Source organism: Massilia sp. LXY-5 (genome assembly GCF_059801075.1).
In genome coordinates, this window is the sequence record NZ_JBNNEH010000007.1 from 110,973 (window position 1) to 125,713 (window position 14,741).

At 67.2% G+C, this 14,741-nt stretch carries 14 protein-coding genes; 8 read left to right on the plus strand and 6 right to left on the minus strand.

All coding sequences use genetic code 11. The annotated features are described in order from the left end of the window. Positions 1–50: 50 nt before the first annotated feature. Together nudB and ACI48I_RS21730 are read left to right on the plus strand one after the other, a co-directional pair. On the plus strand, positions 51–515 hold the full coding sequence (gene nudB, locus ACI48I_RS21725; protein ID WP_193687391.1) for a dihydroneopterin triphosphate diphosphatase: 465 nt from the start codon (positions 51–53) through the stop codon (positions 513–515). Positions 516–679: 164 nt separating this feature from the next. Then, positions 680–3,397 (plus strand): N-acetylmuramoyl-L-alanine amidase, encoded by a 2,718-nt coding sequence (locus tag ACI48I_RS21730; RefSeq protein WP_498575370.1) that lies wholly within the window; start codon positions 680–682, stop codon positions 3,395–3,397. On the opposite strand, the gene ACI48I_RS21735 is transcribed toward ACI48I_RS21730, so the two are convergent. Then, positions 3,394–3,804, minus strand: coding sequence for a hypothetical protein (locus ACI48I_RS21735; protein WP_193687389.1), 411 nt, complete (start codon positions 3,802–3,804; stop codon positions 3,394–3,396). The two genes, ACI48I_RS21730 and ACI48I_RS21735, sit on opposite strands and share 4 nt — an antisense overlap. A gap of 478 nt (positions 3,805–4,282) precedes the next feature. Between ACI48I_RS21735 and epsC the strand changes: the two genes are divergently transcribed. Next, positions 4,283–5,200 (plus strand): serine O-acetyltransferase EpsC, encoded by a 918-nt coding sequence (epsC, locus tag ACI48I_RS21740; RefSeq protein WP_193687388.1) that lies wholly within the window; start codon positions 4,283–4,285, stop codon positions 5,198–5,200. Here the strand turns inward: epsC and ACI48I_RS21745 are convergent. Genes ACI48I_RS21745 through ACI48I_RS21765 form a run of 5 tightly spaced genes read right to left on the minus strand, consistent with a single transcriptional unit; the run spans position 5,197 to position 10,126 of the window. Then, positions 5,197–6,600 (minus strand): LLM class flavin-dependent oxidoreductase, encoded by a 1,404-nt coding sequence (locus tag ACI48I_RS21745; RefSeq protein WP_498575371.1) that lies wholly within the window; start codon positions 6,598–6,600, stop codon positions 5,197–5,199. The genes epsC and ACI48I_RS21745 overlap by 4 nt on opposite strands. Continuing rightward, positions 6,597–7,424, minus strand: coding sequence for a MetQ/NlpA family ABC transporter substrate-binding protein (locus ACI48I_RS21750; RefSeq protein ID WP_498575372.1), 828 nt, complete (start codon positions 7,422–7,424; stop codon positions 6,597–6,599). The genes ACI48I_RS21745 and ACI48I_RS21750 overlap by 4 nt, the downstream gene beginning before the upstream one ends. Positions 7,425–7,453: 29 nt before the next feature. Then, a complete protein-coding gene (locus tag ACI48I_RS21755; RefSeq protein WP_193687385.1) occupies positions 7,454–8,116 on the minus strand; it encodes a methionine ABC transporter permease in 663 nt (220 codons plus the stop codon). Continuing rightward, a complete protein-coding gene (locus tag ACI48I_RS21760) occupies positions 8,109–8,921 on the minus strand; it encodes a methionine ABC transporter ATP-binding protein (protein ID WP_498575373.1) in 813 nt (270 codons plus the stop codon). The genes ACI48I_RS21755 and ACI48I_RS21760 overlap by 8 nt, the downstream gene beginning before the upstream one ends. Next, a complete protein-coding gene (locus tag ACI48I_RS21765) occupies positions 8,921–10,126 on the minus strand; it encodes an acyl-CoA dehydrogenase family protein (protein ID WP_498575374.1) in 1,206 nt (401 codons plus the stop codon). The genes ACI48I_RS21760 and ACI48I_RS21765 overlap by 1 nt, the downstream gene beginning before the upstream one ends. Before the next feature lie 190 nt (positions 10,127–10,316). Between ACI48I_RS21765 and ssuE the strand changes: the two genes are divergently transcribed. Genes ssuE through ACI48I_RS21790 form a run of 5 tightly spaced genes read left to right on the plus strand, consistent with a single transcriptional unit; the run spans position 10,317 to position 14,598 of the window. Continuing rightward, positions 10,317–10,868 carry an NADPH-dependent FMN reductase gene (gene ssuE, locus ACI48I_RS21770; protein ID WP_498575375.1) on the plus strand — a complete coding sequence of 184 codons (552 nt, stop codon included), beginning with the start codon at positions 10,317–10,319 and terminating at the stop codon, positions 10,866–10,868. A 33-nt stretch (positions 10,869–10,901) separates the two neighbouring features. Next, positions 10,902–11,879, plus strand: a complete 978-nt coding sequence (locus ACI48I_RS21775) for a sulfonate ABC transporter substrate-binding protein (RefSeq protein ID WP_498575376.1) — start codon at positions 10,902–10,904, stop codon at positions 11,877–11,879. A 10-nt stretch (positions 11,880–11,889) separates the two neighbouring features. Beyond that, positions 11,890–13,041, plus strand: a complete 1,152-nt coding sequence (gene ssuD, locus ACI48I_RS21780) for an FMNH2-dependent alkanesulfonate monooxygenase (protein WP_498575377.1) — start codon at positions 11,890–11,892, stop codon at positions 13,039–13,041. Beyond that, on the plus strand, positions 13,041–13,826 hold the full coding sequence (gene ssuC / locus ACI48I_RS21785; RefSeq protein ID WP_193687379.1) for an aliphatic sulfonate ABC transporter permease SsuC: 786 nt from the start codon (positions 13,041–13,043) through the stop codon (positions 13,824–13,826). Before ssuD ends, ssuC begins: the two co-directional genes overlap by 1 nt. Positions 13,827–13,845: 19 nt before the next feature. Then, the gene (locus tag ACI48I_RS21790; RefSeq protein WP_498575378.1) at positions 13,846–14,598 is read left to right on the plus strand and encodes an ATP-binding cassette domain-containing protein; all 753 of its coding nucleotides are present in this window, start codon (positions 13,846–13,848) and stop codon (positions 14,596–14,598) included. Positions 14,599–14,741: the final 143 nt, after the last annotated feature.

A 14,741-nucleotide genomic window follows, 5' to 3' on the forward strand; every position in this document is an offset into this window, starting at 1 on the left:
GCGCCGGCCCTTTTATTTTCGCTTTTAGTTTTCCCACGGAGAAGTCCCGCGTGCACAAGATTCCTGAATCGGTCCTCGTCGTGATCCACACGCGTGAAATGGAAGTGCTGCTGATCGAGCGCGCCGACCGGCCCGGCTTCTGGCAGTCCGTTACCGGCTCGCTCGACGCGCTGGACGAGCCGCTGCTGACCACCGCTACGCGCGAACTGTTCGAGGAAACCGGGATCGTGGCCGACGGCGAGCGCATCCGCCTGCAGGACTGGAACCTGTCGAACATCTACGAGATCTATCCGACCTGGCGCCATCGCTACGCGCCCGGCGTCACCCACAACACCGAGCACGTGTTTTCAGTCTGCGTGCCGCGCGATATCCCGATTATCCTGAGCCCGCGCGAACACCTGCGCCACGCCTGGCTCCCCTTGCTGGAAGCGGCGGACCGCTGTTTTTCGTCGTCGAATGCGGAAGCCATTCTGCAGTTGCCCAGGCATGCGCGATCGGGTGGGGCCGACACCTGACAAGGCCGGAATTTGTCGGCCAGATGCGCGGACGTCCTCCCCTGGCGCTGCGCTGCCATGCTGGCGGTTGAACTCTGCTTCTCAGCGGTGTCTAACACATCATCAAGCTGTCGGCTTTCAGCGCGAGCCGGTGTGTGAATGACGTTCACCGACAGGAGGGCGGCATGGCGATTGCGGTTATCGATCCCGGGCACGGCGGGACCAGCGAGGTCGGAGGTTCGGACGCGAACCACGCCGAGGGGCCGATGGGGCTGCTCGAGAAGGACGTCACCCTCGACCTCGCGCGCCGCGTGTGCAAGGCACTCAATGGGTCGGACGTCGAGGCCCGGCTGACGCGCGACGCCGATCGCAACCTCGGCCTGAAAGCGCGCGCCGACATCGCCCGGCAAGCGCGGGCGGACGCCTTCGTCTCGATCCATTTCAATGGCTTCGACCACTCGGCGCAAGGCACCGAAACCTGGCACCACAGGTCGGCCTCGAGCGACTCGAAGGCATTGGCCACGCTCGTGCAGACGGCTGTCTGCAAGGCGACCGGGCTCAAGGATCGCGGAGTGAAGTCGAGTGGCTTCGGCGTGCTGCGACCCGAACAACACGCGGCCACGACAGCGGCCTGCCTCGTCGAGGTGAGCTTCATGGACGTCGCAGCCGAGGAGGCGCGCCTCGAGACCGACGCCTACAAGGACAAGATCGCCGCCGCGCTCGCCGGGGCCGTCAAGGGATGGCTGGTCGCTGACGGACGCATGGCCAGGCCCGAGCTGCTCGCCGCGACCGCTACCCCTCGCACCAGGCCCGAAGCGGAACCCCAGGACGGCTACGACGTGATTCAACTCGACGATGCGCAGACGAGCGAACGCGCCCCTCAGGGCGAGGTGGCGCGGATGGACCCCGCGGGCGCGCCGCGTCCCGCCGGGGAGACGTACGGCGGCGATCTGTCCCTGTCAATCGGCTTCCTCGCCAACCCGCGCGAGCGCGCGATCAACAGCGCGGCCGGCGTCGAGGATCTCGGCGCGATGTTGCGCGGCTGGCGCAAGGAACGGCTCTGCCCGCCGGACAGCGATGGCATCCGGCCGGAGATCATCATCGGCCGCGATGAGTCGCTCGAGGCCGCCTTCCTTGAGCGGCTCGCCAGGCAGCGCCAGGCGGTCGGTATCGTCCGTACCGAGGGAGTCGACTTTCTCGGCCGCCGCGGCCGCTGGAGTGGCACCGGCTTCCTGGTGGCGCCCAACATCCTGCTTACCAATCACCACGTGCTGAACTCGCCGGAGGTGGCCGAAGCTGCGGAAGTCGCCTTCGACTACGAACTGAGCGCCCAGGCGCTCGCGAGCGGGCGCAAGACCGAGCCGGCGCCGGGACGGCGCTATCGGTTGCGCCCCGACCGGCTGTTCGTGACCAGTCCGATCAAGGACGGGCTCGATTACAGTTTCGTCGGGATAGAAGACGTGCAGCTGGCCGATGGCGCGCTCATCCGCATGGAGCGGGTGGCCTTCGCGATCCAGCCCGAGGAGCGGGCCTTCATCATCCATCACCCGAGTGGCCGTCCCAAGCGCGTTTCACTCGACGACACGGACATCGTCACGGCTCGCCCCGACGGTGCCGTCCTCCACTATACGAGCGATACCGAGCCCGGCTCGTCAGGCGCGCCCGTGTTCGACCGCAGCGGCCGGCTCATCGCCCTCCATCATGCGTCGCAACCTAACCGCGATGGCATCCAGGACTCGGACGGACTCAGGCCGGAATACGTCAACGAAGGCATTAAGCTGGCCGCCATCGCGCTCGACCTGGAGGCACGCCGCGGCCGCGAAGCGAACGCCATGATCGACGTGATCCTGGGCGAAGTGTACGGGTCCGACACGCTCAGCGGTTTCTTCGGCGCCGCCGGGCGCCAGGTGGACGCCGCCCAGCCTGGCGCCGAGCGGGTGGTCGACCTGTATAACGCGACCACGCAGGACATCGACATCGGCTTCTGGAACATCGAGTGGTTCGCCAACCGCTACGACGAAAAGGTCGACGAGATCGCTACCATGATCGTCGACCTTGGCCTCGACCTCTGGGCACTCGTCGAGACCTCGCCGCCGGCGACGGCTGCGCTGGCAGAGACCATCGAGCGCAAGTTCGGGCTGCCAATGCGCTACCTCCATTCCGAACCCGACTCGCCGGAGTCGAAGCAGACAACCGCCGTTCTCTGGAACCCGGCCACGGTGGACGGCGAGCAGCTCGCCTGGCCGGCCGGGATCGACGCGCTGTTTCGTCTCCGTAGCGGCGACTTCGAGGCGGAGTCGCAAGTGGCGCCGAAGCCGGGCAAGATCTTCGACCGCTACCCGGCGCTATTTCGCTTCCGCGCACGCTCGGATGCGGGCGACGGCGTCGATTTCAACCTGGTGCCGCTCCATCTCAAGGCGATGGCCGAGGGCTGGAAGCGCCGGCGCATGGCGTCGCAGATCCTCGCGCGTGCCGTCAAGGAGATGATCGAGCGGCACGATGCCGACCAGGACTGGGTGCTGGGCGGCGACTTCAATGCCGAACTCGCGAGCGGGGATTTCGACCCGCTCATCAAAGCCGACTTCAAGCCCTTGTCGGCACAAGACGAGGCGGCCGGGGCGGTGAGCTACCTCAAGAGCCCGCACTCGCTCATCGACCATGTGTTCCTGTCGCCGAACATGTCGCGGCTCTACGGGCCGCAGGACTTCTTCATCCTCGCCAGGGAGAAGAGCCAGGTCGACTACCTCAAGCGCTTCTCCGACCACCGCCCGGTGCTGCTGCGCCTGTCCGCCCGCAGCGCAGGAACGGCGCCCGAACAGTGGATCGGGCCCGACCGCGCGCTCGACGAGCGGATCGACGCAGCCTTGCGCCGCGCGCGCGGTCGAGAGGGCGCGGATGCTTAACGGCGGCAGCTCAGGCGCAGGGTTTCGTTTTCGCGCGCGACCACCCGTACCGGTTCGTCGTCGCCGCAACGGTAGACGATGCTCAGGCGCTTCTCGACGTTACGGATCGGATCGCCGCACAACTGATTGTTGGCGGTGATGATGGCGCCGCCTCGCTCGACTTCCTGGCGAACGGCCTGGCGCGCGTCGCACATCGCGCCGCGCGCGCCATAAGTCGCTTCTTCGATATGCAGGCGGTTGCGGCCGTAGCCGCGGCCGCCGTCATCGCGGGCGGCGCGCTGGCCGGCGGCAAAACCGTCTTCGTAGCCACGGCGATACTCGGCACTCTGGGCGAACGCCGAGGTGGAAGCGGCGGTCAGGGCCAGGACGGCGGCGATGCGCATGATGGATTGGTTAGTAAATCGCATGGTTGTTCTCCGATTCAGTGATGAGTCGATGCTAGCGTGCCGCTAGTGCCCGCTCTGTACGTACGCCCACAGTGTGTCAGCGAATGGCTTCGAAAGCTGTTGATGGCGCTGTAAGAGAAGTTTCAATCTGTATCAGCGGGCGTTGGTTCTCGAATTGCCGGTCCCGTCAGGCCGACCGGTCCAGGTACTTGTCCAGCAAACCAACCGGCTTGTAGTGATCGATGCCTTCGAAAAAGCCGGTACTGATGACTTGCTGGGCCAAGATAATGCTCTGCCATTTGATTTGCCGGCATTTTCTTCCTTTCTTTATCTTCGAGAGCAAGTGGCTAATCGGCAGTGTAGGTCGGAAGTTTATTGGCGGCAATAGATTAATCCTTCTCATCGTAAGCGGAACAGGCTGCTGGAAAGCGGCCACCGCATATAAATAACTGTATTTAAAATCGTTCGTTTTCTCCGGCGCCTGGAGTAATCTGGTCGAATGGATAACTACGACACGGAGCAGGCCGGCTCCAGCCATTGGCACCTCGGCCCCATCATCGACGCGCTGCGCACCTCGCGCGAATCGACCCACAACATCCGTCACCAGGGGCGCGTGCGCGAACTGCCTTCGCGCACCGTGCTGCGCCAGGTGATCGAAGGCGTGTCGGCGGCGCTGTTTCCGACCCATTACGGCCGTCCCGACCTGAACGACGAGAGCATCGATTATTTCGTCGGCGACACTTTAAATGTCGCGCTCGACCGCCTGGTCGAACAGGTGCGGCGCGCACTGCGCTTCACTCCGGGAATGGAGGACATCGCCGAGGCCGAACTGGCCGAGCGGGCGCGGGCGATCACGCGCCGCTTCGCCGCCAGCCTGCCCGAAATCCGCGCCTTACTCGTGTCCGACGTGCAGGCGGCGCTGGCCGGCGACCCGGCCGCCAGCTCGGTCGCCGAAATCATGCTCTGCTATCCGGGCACGATCGCCGTCCTCTACCACCGCCTGGCGCATTGCCTGCACCGTCTCGGCGCGCCCTTCCTGGCGCGATTGGCGGCCGACATCGCCCACACGCTGACCGGCATCGACATCCACCCGGCCGCCCAGATCGGCGCCAGCTTCTTCATCGACCACGGCACCGGCGTCGTCATCGGAGAGACCGCCATCATCGGCAAGCACGTGCGCCTGTACCAGGCCGTGACATTGGGCGCACGCCGCTTCCCGCTTGATGCGACCGGGGCACTGGTCAAAGGCGCGCCGCGCCATCCGATCGTCGAGGACGACGTCGTCATCTATGCCGGCGCCACCATCCTCGGCCGCATCACGGTCGGCGCCGGCTCGACCATCGGCGGCAACGTCTGGCTGACGCAGAGCGTGGCGCCGGGCAGTAACGTGACGCAGGCGAAGATGTGCAACGACTAGGCTGCGGGGCGCAGCGAAGCAAGGGAGCCAGGCCCGTCGATCCGCACCTGGCGGCCCGGGTGCGTCTGATGCAGGCGCGGACCGGCGCCGAGCAGGCGTTCGCGCAACGTGGCGCCGCCGCTGTCGACCCGGTAACGCCCGCGCCGCTGCAGCTCGGGCACGACCAGTTCGACGACATTGCGCATGTCTTCATGCGGCAGCGCGTAGGCAAGATTAAAACCGTCGATGCCGGTCACGTCGAGCCAGGTCTCCAGTTGGTCGGCCACCTGCGCCGCATCGCCGGCCAGCACCGGTCCGCGGCCGCCGAGGCCGATGAACTGCGCCGCTTCGCGCACGGTCCAGCGTTTATCCGGATCGGCCACGCTGAGCGAAGCGAGCGCCGAGCGGCCGGCATCGGTGTCGATGTAGTCGATGGTGTCGTCCAATGCATAGCGCGAAAAATCGACGCCGGTCCAGCCCGAGAGCAGGGTCAATGCGGCCTCGATGTCGATGTGCTGCCGGTAGTCGCGCAGGCGCGCCTGCGCTTCGGCTTCGGTGGCGCCGGTGACGATCAGCGCCTGGGCATACACCAGCAAGGAATCGCCGTCGCGCCCGGCGGCGCGGGTGGCGGCGCGCGCGCTGTCGACATAGCGTTTCACGATGCCCGGCGTCGGTCCGCTGACGAAAGTCGCTTCCGCATGGCGCGCCGCGAACGCCAGTCCGCGCGGCGAAGCGCCGGCCTGGTACAGGAAAGGCGTGCGCTGGGGAGACGGTTCGCACAGGTGGATGCCGGGCACCGTATAGTGCGTTCCCTGGTGATCGATCGGATGCACCCGCGCCGGGTCGGTGTAGATGCCGCGTTCCCGGTCGCGCAGCACGGCGCCGTCTTCCCAGCTCTTCTCCCACAATTTATAGACGACCTCCAGAAATTCGTCGGCCAGGTCATATCTCGCGTCGTGCCCGAGCTGGTGCTGCTGGCCGAGGTTGCGTGCGGCGCTGTCGAGGTAGCCGGTGACGATGTTCCAGCCGACCCGTCCGCCGCTCAGGTGGTCGAGCGTCGACATGCGCCGCGCGAAGGTGTACGGGTGCTCGTAGCTGACGGCGGCCGTCACGCCGATGCCCAGGCGCGTGGTCGCTCCGGCGATCAGCGGCACCAGCGCCAGCGGATCGTTCAGCGGCAGCTGCACGCCGTGTCTTAACGCCGCGTCGGCGCTGCCGGCATACACGTCGTAGGCGCCCAGCACGTCGGCCAGGAAGAGCGCGTCGAAGCCGCCCGCTTCCAGCAGCTGCGCCAGCTCGACCCAGTACGCGGCGTCGAGGTAGGACGCGGCGCTGCGCGGATGGCGCCACAGTCCCGGCGACTGGTGGCTCGCCGTGTTCATCTGGAAGGCGTTGAAGCGGATCGGCCTGAGGGTGCTCATTGTGCGCTCTTCTCCAGCGCCAGCTGGTAGTCGGTCTTGGCGTAATCCGCAAACAGGCGGTTCGTCACCTCGAGGAATTCGCGCGAGCGGTAGGCGGCCGCGATGTCGCGCGCGAAGGGCTTGTCGCGGTCGGCCGTGCGCACGGCGACCAGGTTGGCGTAGCTCGGCGAGATGGTCTCGCGGCGCAGCGCGTCGCGCAGCTTGAGGCCGGAGGCGAGCGCGAAATTGCCGTTCACGAAAGCGTAGTCGGCGTCCTGCAGCGAACGCGGCAATTGGGCCGCCTCCAGCGGCAGCAGTTTGATCTGTTTGAGGTTGGCGGCGATGTCCTTTTCCGAGGCCTTGATCGGGTCGATACCGGGTTTCAGCCTGACCCACCCGAGCTGATCGAGCATGACCAGGGCGCGCGCCTGGTTGGTCGGGTCGTTCGGCAGCGCCACCGTGGTGCCGGCGCGTACTTCGTCGAGCGACTTGTGCTTGTGGCTGTAGATCGCGATCGGCGCCGTCGGGATTTTCACGAGTTCCGACAAGGCCAGCTTGTGCTGCTCGGCGAAGCGCGTCAGGTAGACGATGTGCTGGAACACGTTGGCGTCGAGCGCGCCTTCGGCCAGGGCGAAGTTCGGCTGGATGTAGTCGTTGAATTCGACCAGCTTGACCTTGTAACCCTGGCGTTCCAGGATCGGCTTGATGCCGAGGCGGACCTGGTCGGCGTAGGGACCGGCGCTGGTGCCGATGACGACTTCCTTCGGGTCGCGTGCCTGGGCATTGAAGCTGAGCGTCGCGGCAAGGGCCAGGGTGACAAGCAGGGAACGGCGGGGAGGGCGCATGCGGTGGGTCCTTTCGGTAAGTGGAAGAGTCAACGTTTGTCGAGGCGGCGCGCCAGGCGGGTGCCGGTCAGCTGGATCAGCTGCACCAGCGCGACCAGGATCACGACCGTCAACACCATGACGTCGGTTTCGAAGCGGTAGTAGCCGTAGCGGATCGCCAGGTCTCCGATGCCGCCGCCGCCCACCACGCCGGCAACCGCCGAGTAGGAAAGGAAGCTGATCGCCAGCACGGTGAGCGAGAGCACCAGGGCGGCGCGCGCTTCGGGCAGCAGCACGCGCAGCACGATTTGCAGTTCCGAGGCACCCATCGCCTGCGCCGCCTCGATCACGCCGCGCGGCACGTCGCGCAGGTTCTGCTCGACCAGGCGCGCGAAATAGGGGATGGCGGCAAACGACAGCGGCACCGCGGCCGCGAGCGGCCCGATCGAGGTGCCCGCCAGGCTGCGCGTGATCGGCACCAGCGCCACCATCAGGATGATGAAGGGGAAGGAACGCACCGTGTTCACGAACCAGCCCAGCACCAGCGCCAGCTTGCGGTTGTGCAGCGCCTGGCCGTCGGAGAACAGGAACAGCAGCACGCCGAGCGGGCCGCCGATGACGAGCGCGGCGATCAAACCGATGCCGAGCATGAGCGCCGTCTGCAGGAAGGCGGTCCAGAGTTCCGGCAGGATGGCGACGAGTTGGTCAGGCATGTGCATCTCCCCAGGCGGCGGCCGCGAAGGCCTCGGTGCCGTAATAAGCCAGTTCGCGTCCCAGCGCGGTCTTGCGCGGCGCGCTGTGGTCGTCCAGCGAAAACTCCTCGGCCACGATCCCGTGTTCGATCACGGCGACGCGGTCGCACAGGGTGCCGAGTACCTGCAGTTCGTGGCTGACGATGACGATGGTGACGCCCAGCTGGCGGTTGATGTCGCGCAGCGTTTCCAGCAGTTCGCGCGTCGTCTCAGGATCGAGTGCCGAAGTCGGCTCGTCGCACAGCAGCACCGCCGGCTGGCTGGCCAGGGCGCGCGCGATCGCCACGCGCTGTTTCTGGCCGCCCGAGAGCTGGGCCGGGTAGCTGGCTGCGCGGTCCGCCAGGCCGACCAGCGCCAGGCACTCCTCGACGCGCGCCTTCAGGCGCGGCGCGTTCATCGCATCGTGGATGCGCAGCGGGAAGGCGACGTTCTCGAACACCGTCGCGTTCTGCAGCAAATTAAACTGCTGGAAGATCATGCCGATGCGCCGCCGCGCATTGCGCAGTTCGCGCTTGCCGAGCCGCGTCAGCTCGGCGCCGTCGACGGTGACGCTGCCGCGGTCCGGGCGTTCCAACAGATTCATCAGGCGCAGCAGGGTCGACTTGCCGGCGCCGCTGCGGCCGACCAGGCCGACAATCTCGCCTGCGCGCACTTCGAGCGTCACGCCCTGCACGGCCGCGAAGGTGCCGCCGCCGGGCAGGGCGAAGCTGCGTGCCACATCGTCGAGCCGGATCGCGACGGCGGGAGGAGGAAGGGGCGCGTTCATCACGAATACGGGGTCGGGTCGGGCAGGCGGCCTTCCAGCGCGTAGCGCCCGAGGTCGCGCAATTTATAGTCGACCGGATCGTGCAGCGTATGCACGCGCGCATTGCGCCAGAAGCGATCAAAACCGAAACGGGCCGAGGTCGAGCGGGCGCCGGTCAGTTCGAACATCTCGTTGCCGATCTCGATGGCCGCTCGGTGCGCCAGTACCTTCGCTTCGGCGCCGGCCACCGCGACCTCGCCGCGTTCGCGCGCCGTCAATGCCGCGCCCTTCGCGAATGCGGCGTCGAGCAGCTGCGCCGCATGGTCGGCCAGCAGGGTTGCCGGGCGCAGTTTGAGCCACAGGTCGCCGTAGCGGTGCTGGATAAACGGGTCGCGCGTGGCTTCGTCGACGCCGGATGCGAACCAGGGGCGGGCCTGGGTCAGCGTATATTCGCGCGCCGCCTCGAAGGCGCCCAGCGCGATGCCGAGATACAGGTTGGTCATGACCAGTTGCGCCACCTGCGAGCGCAGCGTGGCCTGGGCGGTGGGCGTTTGTCCCGGTGCCTGCAAAACCAGCGCCGCGGGCAAATACACCTTTTCGAAACTGACGTTGCCGCTGTCGGTCTGGCGCTGGCCGAAGGCGTCCCAGTCGGCTTCGACCTGCACGCCCGGCTGGGCGGCGGGCAGCACCGCGATCAGGGCGGCGCCAGCCTCGTTGTCCCAGGCGGAGATCGTCAGCCAGTCGGCACCGACCGAACCGGAAGCGAAACTTTTGACGCCGTCGAGGACGTAGCCGCCGGGGATGGCACGCGCCGTCGTCCTGCGGTCGAGGGGATTCAATGCATTCCCCCAGAACAGCCCCTGCTGCACGCTGGCGCTGTACAGGTTGCGCTGCTGGACCGCGCTGCCGTACAGCGCGATGCCGGCCAGCTGCAGGTGGTGGAAGCCGAACACGTGGGCGAGGGCGCTGTCGGCGCGGGCCAGGCTGCGGATCACCGCGTAGACGGTCGACCAGGGTGCGCCTTGGCCGCCGAATTCCGTTGGAATCGACAGCGTCAGCAGGCCGCTGTCGCGGATCAGGCTGCGTTCGTGGGCAGCGTGGCCGCCGGCGCGGTCGCGCTCGACGGCAGTGGCGGCGAATTGTTCTGCCAGCTGTGCCGCCACGGCCAACGGATCGGTGAATCTGCCGGAATCAGGAGTGCGCAAGGGAAGGACGGAGGAAGACATCGGATGGGCCTTGATGAGTGAATGACAAACAGTGTGCATCGGCGTGTGCGCCGCGTGAACGAAGAAATCCGCCCGTCGATATGCGCAAAACCTTAAAACGCCGGACGCATATGGATGTGCAAAACGATTCGTGTCCTTTCGTCCCGGACCGCTCTAGGCTGTCCTCATCTGTGAACGAATGGACAACACCATGAGCATCATCCTGCTGGGCGGAAGCCCATCCCCGAACTCCTCGACCTCGCGCCTGCTGCAGCACGTCGGCAACCAGCTGGCCCCCTTCGGCCGGCGCATCACCCGGATCGAAGCGCGCGAACTCGATCCCCAGGCCTTGCTGGCGGCCGACTGCGGCGAGCCCGGTATCGCCCGCCTGCTGCACCTGGTGGCGCAGGCCGAGGTGCTGGTCGTGGCCACGCCGGTCTACAAGGCGGCCTACAGCGGCCTGCTGAAAGCGGTGATCGACCTGCTGCCGCAGGATGGCCTGGCCGGCCAGCTGGTGCTGCCGCTGGCGACGGGAGGCAGCCAGTCGCACATGCTGGCGCTCGACTACGCGCTGCGCCCGGTGCTGGCGTCGATGGCGCCGCGCTCGATCCTGCCGAGCATCTATGCCACCTCCGACCAGCTCGGACGCCATCCCGACGGCAGCCTGGCGCCGGCACCCGGCATCGCCGCGCGCGTGGCGCTCGGTATCGAACAGCTCGGCGCCGAACTCGGCACCCGGGACGCCGCCGCGCTCGCGGCCTGAATTTCATCGCCCATTCATATAAGAGAGAACACCATGCACGATCACCCATCGCGGCCGGCGCGCCGCCGCACCCTCGGCCTGCTGGCGGCCGCAATCGCATCCGGTGCGGCCGCCGGCCTGCCCGGCCGCGCATTCGCCCAGGCGCCGAAGGAAGTGCGCATCGGCTACCAGAAGTACGGCACGCTCACCCTGCTCAAGGGACGCGGCACGCTGGAGCAGCGCCTGGCCGCGCAGAAGATCGCCGTCAAATGGACCGAATTCCCGGCCGGCCCCGTGCTGCTGGAGGGCCTGAACGTCGGCAGCATCGATTTCGGCACGGTCGGCGAGGCGCCGCCGATCTTCGCCCAGGCTGCCGGCGCGCGCCTGGTATATGTCGGCCACGAGCCGCCTTCGCCCGGCAGCGAAGCGATCGTGGTGCCGAAGGGCTCCGCCTTGCGCACGCTGGCCGACCTGCGCGGCAAGAAGATCGTGCTGAACAAGGGCTCGAACGTGCACTTCCTGTTAGTGCGGGCCCTGGAAAAGGCGGGCGTGCCCTGGTCCGGAATCCAGCCGATCTACCTGCCGCCGGCCGAAGCGCGCGCCGCCTTCGAGCGCGGCAGTGTCGACGCCTGGGTGATCTGGGATCCCTTCCTGGCCGCCGCCGAGCAGCAGCTGGGCGCGCGCGTGCTGGCCGACGGCCGCGGCCTGGTCTCGAACCACCAGTTTTATCTGGCCGCGCGCGGCTTCGTCGAGCAGCAGCCGGCGCTGACGCGCATCCTGTTGGAAGAGATCGCGAAGGTCGACGACTGGGGCCGGGAGAACCCGGCCGAGGTGACCCGGATTCTCGCCGCCCAGACCGGCCTGCCGCCGAACGTCGTCGAGCTGGCGGGGCGCCGCTATGCGTATGGCGTCAGGAAGATCTCGCCGGAGGTCGTGCGCGAGCAGCAGCGCATCGCCGACGCCTTCCACAACCTGAAACTGATCCCGAAACCGCTGAATGTGGCCGAGGCCCTGCCTGCGGCGCCGCTCTGAAGGAAACACCATGTCCACCCCCAACATCTTCTGGTTCCTCCCCACCCACGGCGACAGCCGTTATCTCGGCACGGCGAAGGGCGCGCGCGCGGTCGATGCCGACTACCTGCGCCAGATCGCCGTCGCCGCCGACACCTTTGGCTACGACGGCGTGCTGCTGCCGACCGGGCGCTCCTGCGAAGACCCCTGGATCGTCGCGGCCTCGCTGATCGGCGCTACCCGCCAACTGAAATTTCTGGTCGCGATCCGCCCCGGCCTGTCGACGCCGGGTCTCGCCGTGCGCCAGGCCGCGACCTTCGACCGCCTGTCGAACGGGCGCCTGTTGATCAACGTCGTCACCGGCGGCGACCAGGGAGAACTGGAAGCGGACGGCCTGTTCGCCGACCATGCGAAGCGTTACGCCATCTCCGACGAATTCATCCGCGTCTGGCGCGCCAGTCTGGCAGGCGAGGGCGGGGCGGCCGGCTACGATTTCGAGGGCAAGCATATCCAGGTGAAGGGCGCGAAGACCTTGTATCCGCCGCTGCAGACGCCGCATCCGCCGCTGTACTTCGGCGGCTCGTCCGAGCCGGCGCACCAACTGGCGGCCGAACAGATGGACGTCTATCTGACCTGGGGCGAGCCGCCGGCGGCGGTGGCGGAAAAGCTGGCCGACATCCGCGCCCGCGCCGCGAAACACGGCCGTACGCTGCGCTTCGGCATCCGCCTTCACGTGATCGTGCGCGAGACCAATGAAGAAGCCTGGCGCGCCGCCGATGAACTCATCAGCCACCTGGACGACGAAGTCATCGCCAAGGCGCAGGCCGCGTTCGCGAAGATGGATTCGGTCGGCCAGCAGCGCATGGCGGCCCTGCACGGCGGGCGGCGCGACAAGCTGGAGGTCTCACCCAACCTGTGGGCGGGCGTGGGCCTGGTGCGCGGCGGCGCCGGCACCGCATTGGTGGGCGACCCGGAAACGGTAGCGGCCCGCATGCGCGAGTACGCGGACCTCGGCATCGAGACGTTCATCTTGTCCGGCTACCCGCACCTGGAAGAGTCGTACCGCTTCGCCGAGCTGGTGTTCCCGCTGCTCGGCAAAGGAAAAACGGGCGGCGAGCAATCGATCACCGGGCCGTTCGGCGAGATGATGGCCAGCGACATCGTGCCGAAGAAGGCGGCGTGATGGCGGCCGGAGCAAACCCGGCGCCGCGTGGGCTAACCGGGCTGCTGGCGCCCTGGGCCTTGCCGGCCTTGCTGGTGCTGGCCTGGCAGGTCGCGGCGCAGGCCGGCTGGCTCTCGAGCCGCATCCTGCCCGAGCCGCTGGCGGTGCTGCGCGCCTTCTGGACTTTGACGGTCTCGGGCGAACTCTGGATCCACCTGCGCACCAGCCTGTGGCGCGCCGGGGCCGGCTTTGCCATCGGCGCCGGCGCCGGTCTGCTGCTGGGTCTGTTGAACGGCAGTTCGCGGCGCGCCGAAACCCTGCTCGACACCAGCCTGCAAATGCTGCGCAACATCCCGGCACTGGCGCTGGTGCCCTTATTGATCCTCTGGTTCGGCATCGACGAGACCGCCAAGCTCTTCCTGCTGGCGGTGGGGGTGTTCTTCCCCGTCTATTTAAATACCTTTCACGGGGTGCGCTCGGCCGACGCCGGCCTGATCGAAATGGCACGCAGCTACGGGTTGTCGGGCTGGACGCTGTACCGCGACGTGATCCTGCCGGCGGCGCTGCCCGCTATCCTGGTCGGCATCCGCTTCGCGCTCGGCCTGGTCTGGGTGCTGCTGATCGTGGCCGAGACGATTTCGGCCCAGCAGGGGATCGGCTACATGACCATGAATGCGCGCGAATTCCTGCAGACCGACGTGGTGCTGGTCGGCATCCTGCTGTACGCGCTGCTGGGCAAGGCCGCCGACGTCGGCGCGCGGTTGCTCGAACGCCATTTCCTGCGCTGGAATCCGGCTTACCTTTGATTACCGTTAACGAGGACATATGCGGATCACAAGCGAAGAAACGCAGCGGGTCGCCGCTGCCAGCGACGCCGTCGCCTTGCGCGGGCTGACCAAGCGCTATGCCGGGCGTACCGTGCTCGACGGCATCGACCTGCGCATCGCCCCGGGCGAATTCGTGGCCCTGGTCGGGCGCAGCGGCTGCGGCAAAAGCACCTTGTTGCGCCTCGTTGCCGGGCTCGAGCAGGCAGACGGCGGCACGGTGGCGATCGACGGCGCCGGGCGCGCCGATGCGCTGCGCCTGATGTTCCAGGAGGCCAGGCTGCTGCCCTGGAAGAGCGTACTCGACAATGTCGCGCTGGGACTGGCCGGGCGCGACGGGCGCGATGCGGCGCGCGCGGCGCTGGCGCAGGTGGGCCTGGAAGCGCGTGCCGACGAGTGGCCTGCGGTCCTTTCCGGCGGGCAGCGCCAGCGCGTCGCCCTTGCCCGGGCCCTGGTCCACGCGCCCGGCATCCTGCTGCTGGACGAACCGCTGGGCGCCCTCGATGCGCTGACCCGGATCGGAATGCAGCAATTGATCGAGTCGCTCTGGCTGCGCCACGGCTTCAGCGCCGTGCTCGTTACCCACGATGTCCAGGAGGCGCTGGTGCTGGCGGACCGGGTGCTGGTGATCGAAGCGGGGCGGGTCGCGCACGATATCCGGGTCAACTTGTCCCGGCCACGTGAGCGTGGCAGTGCCGCTTTCGGTGCGCTGGAACGCGAACTGCTGGGACGGGTATTGGGTGGGCCGACCTAGATCGACAGCTGTTTTATTGACAGGCGGCAAGCTTCAGGCTTTCCACCATCCCAGGCTGCCGATTTTTGTTCCGTTAAGTAAATCATAAGGCAGTTTATTCCTTGTCAAGGAATTTTTTATCTGTAGGCGCAAATACAACAGTC

Bases quoted from the DNA above. Each gene is read 5' to 3' on its own strand.
- ACI48I_RS21730 (WP_498575370.1), top strand. From the start codon at position 680: ATGGCGATTGCGGTTATCGATCCCGGGCACGGCGGGACCAGCGAGGTC.
- ACI48I_RS21735 (WP_193687389.1), bottom strand. From the start codon at position 3,804: ATGCGATTTACTAACCAATCCATCATGCGCATCGCCGCCGTCCTGGCC.
- epsC (WP_193687388.1), top strand. From the start codon at position 4,283: ATGGATAACTACGACACGGAGCAGGCCGGCTCCAGCCATTGGCACCTC.
- ACI48I_RS21745 (WP_498575371.1), bottom strand. From the start codon at position 6,600: ATGAGCACCCTCAGGCCGATCCGCTTCAACGCCTTCCAGATGAACACG.
- ACI48I_RS21750 (WP_498575372.1), bottom strand. From the start codon at position 7,424: ATGCGCCCTCCCCGCCGTTCCCTGCTTGTCACCCTGGCCCTTGCCGCG.
- ACI48I_RS21755 (WP_193687385.1), bottom strand. From the start codon at position 8,116: ATGCCTGACCAACTCGTCGCCATCCTGCCGGAACTCTGGACCGCCTTC.
- ACI48I_RS21760 (WP_498575373.1), bottom strand. From the start codon at position 8,921: ATGAACGCGCCCCTTCCTCCTCCCGCCGTCGCGATCCGGCTCGACGAT.
- ACI48I_RS21765 (WP_498575374.1), bottom strand. From the start codon at position 10,126: ATGTCTTCCTCCGTCCTTCCCTTGCGCACTCCTGATTCCGGCAGATTC.
- ssuE (WP_498575375.1), top strand. From the start codon at position 10,317: ATGAGCATCATCCTGCTGGGCGGAAGCCCATCCCCGAACTCCTCGACC.
- ACI48I_RS21775 (WP_498575376.1), top strand. From the start codon at position 10,902: ATGCACGATCACCCATCGCGGCCGGCGCGCCGCCGCACCCTCGGCCTG.
- ssuD (WP_498575377.1), top strand. From the start codon at position 11,890: ATGTCCACCCCCAACATCTTCTGGTTCCTCCCCACCCACGGCGACAGC.
- ssuC (WP_193687379.1), top strand. From the start codon at position 13,041: ATGGCGGCCGGAGCAAACCCGGCGCCGCGTGGGCTAACCGGGCTGCTG.
- ACI48I_RS21790 (WP_498575378.1), top strand. From the start codon at position 13,846: ATGCGGATCACAAGCGAAGAAACGCAGCGGGTCGCCGCTGCCAGCGAC.